We start from the raw sequence: 7,007 nt of genomic DNA on the forward strand, positions 1-7,007 counted from the left end.
TGAATTGCTTGGGACCGATCTTGAATGGCATTTTGAAACCATGACGCAATTCTCGTGGGCGACGACCGACTTCAGGTACGTCTGCTGTCAGAACGAGCGTCTCATAACCAGCCGCTTTTGCACGTTCGACCAATTTGAATGCACCAACACCATCACCGCTGAAATAGAGCTGAAACCAAGCATTGCCTTCGGCCACCTCAATGATCTTCTCCATCGGGGTTGAGGCGACGGTAGAAACACCATGCGGCACACTGTATTTCGCGGCAAGACGCGCGAGCATCATATCAGCGTTGGGACCTGATAGATTGCACATGCCCATCGGCGCAATGCCAAAAGGTCGCTCAGAAGATTTGCCAAAGAGGTTCGTTTTGAGCGAGCGTTTACTCACATCGCGCAGAATGCGCGGGCGCAATGTAGCAGCATCTAAAGCTGCGCGATTTCGTAGCGCACCGGTTTCATCGCCTGCCGACCCATCGATGTAGTCAAAGATCATCCAAGGCAAACGCCGTTTGGCGAGCCGCCGTGCATCACTCGCAGAGTGGATATGCGCGGCGGCTCTGCTCATTAGGCTTTCACAGCTTCCATAAAGCGGTGACGGATCACTACAGGATCAAGCGTGATAACAGGCAGTTTGATGTTGCCGCTGTCGCATTTGCACACGATGATCGTCATCTCGTCGCTGTCGATCGCGCCTTGCAGAACCGGACCAAGGTCCTTGTCCTGTACTTCGATCACGTTATCACACCCACATGCCGTCGCGACCGCCGCGAGGGATGTTTTTTGCCCCGCATATGTTGGCTGATCACCAGTAGAACCGTAGGAGCCATTGTCGATGATCAACAGGGTGTAGTTGCCCGTCGCGTTGTTCGCGATTGTTGGCAATGTGCCAAGGTTAGTGAGGACCGAGCCATCTCCATCAATGGAGATCACGGGTTTGTCCTGCGCGAGCGCGAGGCCGAAACCAATAGAAGAAGACAGGCCCATTGTGCCAAGCATGTAGAAATTACGCTCGTTGTCATCGATCATGTGCAGCTCTTGGCTGGGCAGACCGATGTTGCATACAACAAGGTGTGGGTTAAGGATCGGAGCGATTTCTCTTAGAATTTCTGAACGGATCATTGGTCGCCGTAGCCTCCCCAGAAGTTGGCATCGGTCAGGATCGCGACCGGCTTGTTGCACATGAATGTGTATTTCAGAATGTTGTCGAACTCTTCGACATCCTTTTGCCAGTGGAAGTGGTACGTCGGGATGTTGAGCTGTGCGAGAAGCGCCTTGGTATGCACGGCCATTTCGACCTGGCATGCGACGGGTTCACGCAATTCACCGCGATAGGAAATGATCATCGGCAAAGGCATGCGGTAGAACTGTGTCAATGTCGCAAGCGTGTTGATCGTCACGCCAATCGCTGTGTTTTGCATGATGATCGCTGGGCGTTTGCCACCCATGAAGGCACCCGCGCAAAGGCCCATACCCTCGTCTTCTTTGTTCGACGGGATGTGGAAAATGTCTTCACGCTGCTCAACCTCATCAATCACCCCTGCCAATTGTTTACAGGGCACAGTCGTGACAAATGAGACGTCGTTGGCGACAAGATCGTCTACGATCTTCTTGTCGATGTTCATTGGGCCAATTCCTCTTCGGTGGTCGTTGCGTTCAGTCGTTTCTGGGTCTGCGATCCGTGGCTATGCCCAAGGATCAAGAATAATCTTAGGCGTCGCGACGGTTCCGGCGCGCAGGCCCGCAAAGGCTGCCGCTCCATCCGCAAGCGGCATGGTTTCCGTCCAATCGAGCGGGCCAAGACGGCCATCAAAAATGGCCTCTGCCGTGTCGCGGAAATCTTCAGGCGTGTAAGTGTAGGTGCCGATGAACGTGATTTCCTGAAGCGTTAAGCGTCGCACATCAACGCCGCCCAAATCTTCGCCGAGACCGACATGTGCAATCACACCGCCGGGCATGGCTGCCGCAGAGGCTGCAGTGCGCGTTGCGCTATAACCAACGGCGTCGATCACAATGGGAAACTCGCCCGCGCCTTGCGCCACGGCGTTCTGTCCGCAGGTCTCGATCAGAAAGCTACGGCGCACCTCATTCGGCTCCGCAATGATAACGTCTTCAACACCCATCGCTTTCAGCGCCAAAGACGCCGCCAAACCAATCGCGCCACCACCAATGATCAATGCCTTACGATACATGCTTGGATGCAGCGCTTCGAGCGCGAGGCGTACCGTATGCCAACTCACGGCCAGGGGTTCGGTCAGTGCTGCTTTGGCAAGCGGAACATCGTCAGGAACTGTCACCAGATTTCGATCTGGCATTGAAATATACTGCGCGAATGCCCCTTGGCGCGGCATCATCGAAATGATCTCCCGATCAGGGCAAAGGTTTTCGCGACCGGCAAGACAAGCAGGGCACGTCAGGCACGCCACCAACGGATTGATCGTCACGCGCCGTCCATCTTGCGGACCGCCGACAATGACTCCGGCTGCTTCATGACCAAGAATGAGGGGTGCAGGACGGCGTGCATCGTGGCCGAGATAGGCATGCATGTCAGAGCCGCAAATACCGACTGCTGTCACCTTGATAAGGTGCTCACCCGCCAAAGGAGTGGGATCTGGCATGTCGCGAAAATTGAGCGTTTCAACGCCATCGTAAACCAAAGCCTTCATTTCGCTGTAAACCCTCCGTCAACCATCAAGACTTGCCCCGTGACGTAGCTTGACGCTTCCGAACACAAGAAAAGCAGTGGTCCATCCATGTCGGTCATTCGTCCATTTCGACCGACGCAAGTTTGCGCAGCATTGCGTTCCGCACGGTCGGAATCACTGAACACCGCTTCTGTAAGTTCGGTCGGAAAAAAGCCCGGCCCAATCGCATTGGCGGTAATGCCATCACGCGACCACGCTTCCGCCATCGCGCGCGTCATTTGGCCTACTCCGCCTTTGCTCGCGCCATAGGCAATGCCCCCTGGGAAGGCCCGAGTGGTTTGCAGGGACGCAAAATTCACGATCCGGCCCCAGCCCTTAGCCTTCATGTAAGGCACGATAGCTTGGCTTAAGAAAAATGGCGTGGACAGATTGAGGGCAAGGGTCTGATCCCAACCGATATGCGTCACATCATCTGCCGCTTCTCTGGTGTTCACTCCCGCCGCATGAATTACGATGTCGGGCGCACCAAAAGGCGCAGAAATCGCTTCGACAAGTTCGGGAATACCATCGCGATTGGCGACATCCGCAACAACGGAGGCTGCGCCAATTCCGATCTCATTTTGGAGTGAATCCAAAGCATCTCGGCGACGTGCAACACCAATGACATAGGCACCCGCCGCCGCCAGCGTCATTGCGGCGCGGCGTCCAATGCCCGAACTGGCCCCAGTGACGCAAGCAACACGCCCCGTCAGATCAAAGAGATCGCGAGGATCAGCCATTTGCGGACAGATCGAAATTTTCACCAGGGAAGTATTTGGCGAGACGTACATCAGCAGCACGCGCATGCCCTTCCATACCTTCAAGGCGTGAAATACGCGCTGTTGCTTCTGCAACACGTTTGGACGCATCTCGCGTTGAGCGCTGCCATGTGACGATTTTCATATATTTATGAACGCTAAGACCACCCGTATATCCGGCTGCGCCCGATGTCGGCAGAACGTGGTTCGTACCAGATGCCTTGTCCCCGTAAGACACGGTCGTTTCTTCACCAAGGAAGAGCGAGCCATAGCACGTCAACGTATCAAGCCACCAATCCAGATCTTCGGCCTGCACCGTCAAATGCTCTGGTGCATACTCGTCAGAACATTTGGCCATATCTTCGCGATCTTCGCAGACGATAACCTCGGCATAATCGCGCCACGCGGCAAAGGCGTTCTCGCGGTTGGTTTCTGGCAAGTCATCAATCAAGCCTGGCACCATGTCCAAGACTTTTTCAGCCAATGCACGATCATCTGTGACCAACCAAACAGGGGAATTGTACCCATGTTCTGCTTGGCTCACCAAATCAGTGGCAACGATATGCGCATCGGCAGTTTTATCCGCGAGGATCAAACTATCCGTTGGACCAGCGATCATATCGATGCCAACACGGCCAAACAGAATACGTTTGGCTTCTGCAACAAACTGGTTTCCTGGCCCCACGAGGATGTTCGCCTTGGGCAAACCAAACAGGCCAAAGGTCATCGCAGCAACGCCTTGCACACCGCCCATCGCCAAAATTTTGTCGGCGCCGCAAATATGCGCAGCATACACAATCGCAGGCGCAACACCGACACCCGGGCGCGGCGGCGAGCATGCTGTAATGTGATGACATCCTGCAACCTTGGCAGTGGTCACCGTCATGATTGCGGATGCGATATGGCTGTAGCGGCCGCCCGGGACATAGCAACCAGCGGCATCAACCGGGATCGCTTTTTGACCAGCAACAAAACCCGGTTCAATTTCCATCTCAACATCAGTCAGAGTCGATTTTTGGGTTTCGGCAAAACGGCGAACATTGTCATGAGCAAAGCGAATATCTGCTTTTAGCTTTTCAGGGACCTGCGCAATTGCCGCTTCGATTTCTTCAGGTGTCAGTTGGACATTGCCTTCATAACGGTCAAACTTGGCCGCATATTCCAGAGCTTTCTCATCACCGCCCGCTTGGATATCATCCAAGATACCTTTCACCAGTTCGTGCACTTCAGATGCGTCAGACGTCGAAGTGAGCGTCGCTTTCTTCAGATAGTCTCGGGACATGGGCGGGTATCCTATTCGTAGTGGGCCTAAACGCAGACTCAAACATAGTGAGAGTGCGATTCTTGACCCCAAATGTAAGCGCTTACAATTTCAAATGCAAGCGCTTACATTGGCTGTGTTCTTTTGAAAAGAATGTGCTAAATTGGGCCTAATCAACGGTGCCCAATCAATGCCTTATTCAAAAAACGCCCCAACTCTGGATGACGTCGCCAAACAAGCAGGCGTTTCTACAGCGACGGTATCGCGCTGCCTGAACAATCCAGATCGCGTTGTTGAAAAGACCCGTAAGAAAGTCATGCAGGCGGTAAAGACATTGGGTTACACACCCAATTTTGCGGCGCGCGTCATGGCCGCTAAACGTACATCAACGATTGGCGCCATTATCCCGACGATGGAAAATGCTATCTTCGCGCGTGGCCTGCAAGCGTTTCAAGAAGAGCTGCATCGCAAAGGGTATACTTTGCTTGTCGCCAGCTCGGCCTATCGCCCTGACATCGAGGAAGAAGAAATCAGAGCGCTGGTTTCACGCGGCGCTGATGGATTGCTTTTGATTGGACATGACAGAAAGCCTGAGATTTACGATTATCTAGAGCAACAAGGCGTACCAACCTTGTGTGCATGGTCGTATATGCCCGACGAGCGTCTGCCATCTGTGGGCTTTGACAATCGCGCGTCTATGAAAGCCATAGCGCAAGTCGCGCTTGATCAAGGTCACACGAAGCTCGCGATGATTTCCGCTATCCAAAAAGGCAACGATCGCGCGCAGCAGCGGATCAAAGGCGTGCAAGACGCAGCGCGCGAATCTGGGCTAAATTCGGACGACGTGATCATCATCGAAACCACCTATGAGGTCGACAGCGGCGCACGCGCGTTGAAGCAACTCATGTCCAATGGCGAACCACCGACTGCAGTGCTCTGTGGCAACGATGTGATCGCCGTTGGCGCGGTGCGCGCAGCCAAGGAATTGGGATTGAATGTACCCCGTGATGTATCGATCACGGGTTTCGATGACATGGAACTGGCCCGCATTGTCGAACCTGAATTAACCACCGTGCATGTCCCGCATTTGGACATGGGCCGCAAAGCTGCGCAAGAACTCGTCGCTATGGTTGAACGCAAAAGCAAAGGCATTTCAATTTGCCTCGAGACGAACGTCGTCGCACGGCAATCACTTGGACCCCAAAAGCGCTAAGTGCGGATCAATAGGTATTGTGCGGTACGTTCTGCGCCATGCCAGCTTCGTGTTGCTTTTGCTTTGCCGCTTGAAAACCTGAACGTTCTTCCAGCCTTCGATACCATGCTAGCGAATTAGGTGGCAGATCCTCTTGCATCCGCAAAGACAACGCAAATTGGATCGCGTAGCCCACCGAAACATCCGCAAGCGAAAATGTCTCACCCAAAATGTAAAGGCGACCATCATCAAGCGTTGCTTCTAGCAAGCGGAGACGTGCAAGGAACCAGCGTTTGTAATCTTCAGCGACCTTCGCCTGACCACCATCTCCCGGCTCCAAGTAGGTATAACGCAGGTAAATCGTTTGCGGGAACGTCAGGGTAGACTCCCCATGATGAAGCCAATTCAAATAAGCCCCATAATCTGGGTCAGTCACAGCAGGTGATAATCTACCAGCACCATGTCGCGTTGAGAGATAGTGCAACATTGCCGCTGATTCCGTCATGCGCACATCACCATCAACAAGCAAAGGTATCGTTCCCAGCGGATTTTCTTCGAGATATTCACGTTGCTCAAAACGGGGCGGAAAAGGCAGCATGATCAATTCATACTCCAGCTGCAGTTCTTCCAAAGCCCAAAGTACCCTGAATGATCTAGCGTCTGCACAATGCCATAGTTTCAACATGTCACGTTCCCTTGCAGCTTGAGCACTAAGGGAAGCGTTAACGCAAATCAGTTCGCATGTCGCTATCAGCAGTTAAAGAACGTGGCGACGCTTTGCGTTTCGTCTGCAGTGCTGTTTTGAAAATAGTGCCGAGGATTGCATGTCCCGCAAGGATCGTGCCGCGCACTGTTCCTGATACTTTGGATACTCCGATCCGTTTGCGATAATCGACGGGCACCTCACAAACGTCCAAACCGAGCAAGATCGCCTTAAGCTGCATTTCAACGGTCCAGCCAAAAGCTTGGTCTTGCATCTGCATTTTATCAAGCGCGTCTTGCGTCACAGCACGAAACGGACCGAGATCGGTGTAGGCCACGCCCCAGAAAAATCTGATCAACGTACAGGCGAGCCAATTGCCAAAAAGTTGCTGTGGCGTCAGCGCGCCAGCTTG

The 7,007-nt window shown here is 53.5% G+C and carries 9 protein-coding genes; 1 reads left to right on the forward strand and 8 read right to left on the reverse strand.

The features are described 5' to 3' along the window. The 6 genes from ABJQ89_RS05105 to hisD form a co-directional block, all read right to left on the reverse strand. Positions 1 to 565 (reverse strand): alpha-hydroxy acid oxidase (locus ABJQ89_RS05105; RefSeq protein ID WP_348495188.1); only part of this gene is annotated, 565 nt, incomplete at its 3' end. Continuing rightward, positions 565 to 1,119: a sulfopyruvate decarboxylase subunit beta gene (comE, locus tag ABJQ89_RS05110; RefSeq protein ID WP_348495189.1), complete on the reverse strand. Its 555-nt coding sequence runs from the start codon at positions 1,117 to 1,119 to the stop codon at positions 565 to 567. The genes comE and ABJQ89_RS05105, both read right to left, overlap by 1 nt. After that, positions 1,116 to 1,622 (reverse strand): sulfopyruvate decarboxylase subunit alpha, encoded by a 507-nt coding sequence (gene comD / locus ABJQ89_RS05115; RefSeq protein ID WP_348495190.1) that lies wholly within the window; start codon positions 1,620 to 1,622, stop codon positions 1,116 to 1,118. Before comD ends, comE begins: the two co-directional genes overlap by 4 nt. A 60-nt stretch (positions 1,623 to 1,682) precedes the next feature. After that, on the reverse strand, positions 1,683 to 2,663 hold the full coding sequence (locus ABJQ89_RS05120; RefSeq protein ID WP_348495191.1) for an alcohol dehydrogenase catalytic domain-containing protein: 981 nt from the start codon (positions 2,661 to 2,663) through the stop codon (positions 1,683 to 1,685). Next, positions 2,660 to 3,421 carry an SDR family oxidoreductase gene (locus ABJQ89_RS05125; RefSeq protein WP_348495192.1) on the reverse strand — a complete coding sequence of 254 codons (762 nt, stop codon included), beginning with the start codon at positions 3,419 to 3,421 and terminating at the stop codon, positions 2,660 to 2,662. The genes ABJQ89_RS05120 and ABJQ89_RS05125 overlap by 4 nt, the downstream gene beginning before the upstream one ends. Next, complete coding sequence (gene hisD, locus ABJQ89_RS05130; protein ID WP_348495193.1) at positions 3,414 to 4,721, reverse strand: histidinol dehydrogenase; 1,308 nt, start codon at positions 4,719 to 4,721, stop codon at positions 3,414 to 3,416. The genes ABJQ89_RS05125 and hisD overlap by 8 nt, the downstream gene beginning before the upstream one ends. Positions 4,722 to 4,890: 169 nt before the next feature. Between hisD and ABJQ89_RS05135 the strand changes: the two genes are divergently transcribed. Continuing rightward, positions 4,891 to 5,913, forward strand: coding sequence for a LacI family DNA-binding transcriptional regulator (locus ABJQ89_RS05135; protein ID WP_348495194.1), 1,023 nt, complete (start codon positions 4,891 to 4,893; stop codon positions 5,911 to 5,913). A 7-nt stretch (positions 5,914 to 5,920) separates the two neighbouring features. Here ABJQ89_RS05135 and ABJQ89_RS05140 read toward each other — a convergent pair whose 3' ends face one another. Then, the gene (locus tag ABJQ89_RS05140; RefSeq protein ID WP_348495195.1) at positions 5,921 to 6,577 is read right to left on the reverse strand and encodes a glutathione S-transferase family protein; all 657 of its coding nucleotides are present in this window, start codon (positions 6,575 to 6,577) and stop codon (positions 5,921 to 5,923) included. A 37-nt stretch (positions 6,578 to 6,614) separates the two neighbouring features. Further along, a partial coding sequence (locus tag ABJQ89_RS05145) for a hypothetical protein (RefSeq protein ID WP_348495196.1) occupies positions 6,615 to 7,007 on the reverse strand: 393 nt, incomplete at its 5' end.

Source organism: Planktotalea sp., from assembly GCF_039984035.1.
In the GTDB taxonomy this organism is placed as follows: Bacteria; Pseudomonadota; Alphaproteobacteria; order Rhodobacterales; family Rhodobacteraceae; genus Planktotalea.

Excerpts from the sequence above, each read along its gene's own strand:
- comD (WP_348495190.1), bottom strand. The coding sequence starts at position 1,622 with ATGAACATCGACAAGAAGATCGTAGACGATCTTGTCGCCAACGACGTC.
- ABJQ89_RS05135 (WP_348495194.1), top strand. The coding sequence starts at position 4,891 with ATGCCTTATTCAAAAAACGCCCCAACTCTGGATGACGTCGCCAAACAA.
- ABJQ89_RS05120 (WP_348495191.1), bottom strand. The coding sequence starts at position 2,663 with ATGAAGGCTTTGGTTTACGATGGCGTTGAAACGCTCAATTTTCGCGAC.
- ABJQ89_RS05125 (WP_348495192.1), bottom strand. The coding sequence starts at position 3,421 with ATGGCTGATCCTCGCGATCTCTTTGATCTGACGGGGCGTGTTGCTTGC.
- ABJQ89_RS05140 (WP_348495195.1), bottom strand. The coding sequence starts at position 6,577 with ATGTTGAAACTATGGCATTGTGCAGACGCTAGATCATTCAGGGTACTT.
- hisD (WP_348495193.1), bottom strand. The coding sequence starts at position 4,721 with ATGTCCCGAGACTATCTGAAGAAAGCGACGCTCACTTCGACGTCTGAC.
- comE (WP_348495189.1), bottom strand. The coding sequence starts at position 1,119 with ATGATCCGTTCAGAAATTCTAAGAGAAATCGCTCCGATCCTTAACCCA.